This window comes from Bowmanella dokdonensis (assembly GCF_017254865.1).
Classification (GTDB): Bacteria; Pseudomonadota; Gammaproteobacteria; order Enterobacterales; family Alteromonadaceae; genus Bowmanella; species Bowmanella dokdonensis.
The window spans coordinates 1-1,036 of record NZ_JAFKCV010000043.1; the positions used below are offsets into that span (position 1 = coordinate 1).

Sequence of the window (1,036 nt, forward strand, 5' to 3'; positions counted from 1 at the left end):
GATGCGCCAACCGGGTTAAACCAACAATGGTCAGCGGATGTGACCTATATCCGCCATGGCCGCAGCTTTATCTATCTGGCGGTCATTCTCGACTTGTGGTCACGCCGGATTGTAGGCTGGGCCTTGTCGTACCAGCTCAATGCAGACCTGGCAATAGCTGCGCTGTATGTGGCGTTAAGGCAACGAAAGCCCAAACCGGGATTAGTCCTGCACACTGACCGAGGGGTGGAATATCGCGCCCATGCCATGCAGCGCTGGTTGCAAAAATACGGTATCCGACACAGCATGAGTCGCCCTGGCCGTTGCACCGATAATGCTGAAGTCGAGTCCTTTTTTAAGAGCCTGAAAGCCGAGCTGATTCACCAGAATCACTTTGCCAATAAGGCGCAGTTGGAAGCAAAAGTGAAACAGTACATTGGCACGTTCTATAACCGGAAGCGATTACACAGTAGTCTGAATTATCTTTCTCCGGTACAGTTTGAACATGCCGCTTAATAACAGCGCGTGTCCGATTTATCGGGGGAACATCATCTTAATCGATCCCATGCCAGGGGGCGGGCATTTACTAGAGCTAGATAATATAGTTAAGTCAATTTACGATAAACCCATAATTTATATCTTGAATACTCACGCACATTCAGATCATACGGGTGGTAATGAGTTTTTCATAAAGCAAGGTGCAAAGTTTGTCGAGAGTATTTCTAATTCAGATGATTTTGTTCATATTAAAGTGAAGTCTCATTCTTCGAATGACAACATTTACTACCACAAAATTAGCAACACTATCTTTGTCGGTGATGTTTTCGATACCAGTTGGCACCCAACATTTTATGCAGGCGGAACTCAAGGTTTTAATGATGCGATTGATACAATTATGAAGCTAGGTGACGAACAGGCTCTTATAGTGCCAGGCCATGGCGCACCAGCAAGCAAGTTGTCTTTACTAGAATTCAGAAAAAATACTTCAGAATGGATAATGAGAGTCCGAGAGCTACACCAAAAAGGGTGGGATGAAGACCGAATAATGAATGATGCT

At 45.2% G+C, this 1,036-nt stretch carries 2 protein-coding genes; both read left to right on the plus strand.

What is annotated here, in order from left to right:
* Window positions 1-495: IS3 family transposase (locus J0A66_RS21435; RefSeq protein WP_206575899.1), on the plus strand; the 495-nt coding region annotated here is incomplete at its 5' end.
* Window positions 485-1,036 (plus strand): MBL fold metallo-hydrolase (locus J0A66_RS21440; protein WP_206575900.1); only part of this gene is annotated, 552 nt, incomplete at its 3' end. The genes J0A66_RS21435 and J0A66_RS21440, both read left to right, overlap by 11 nt.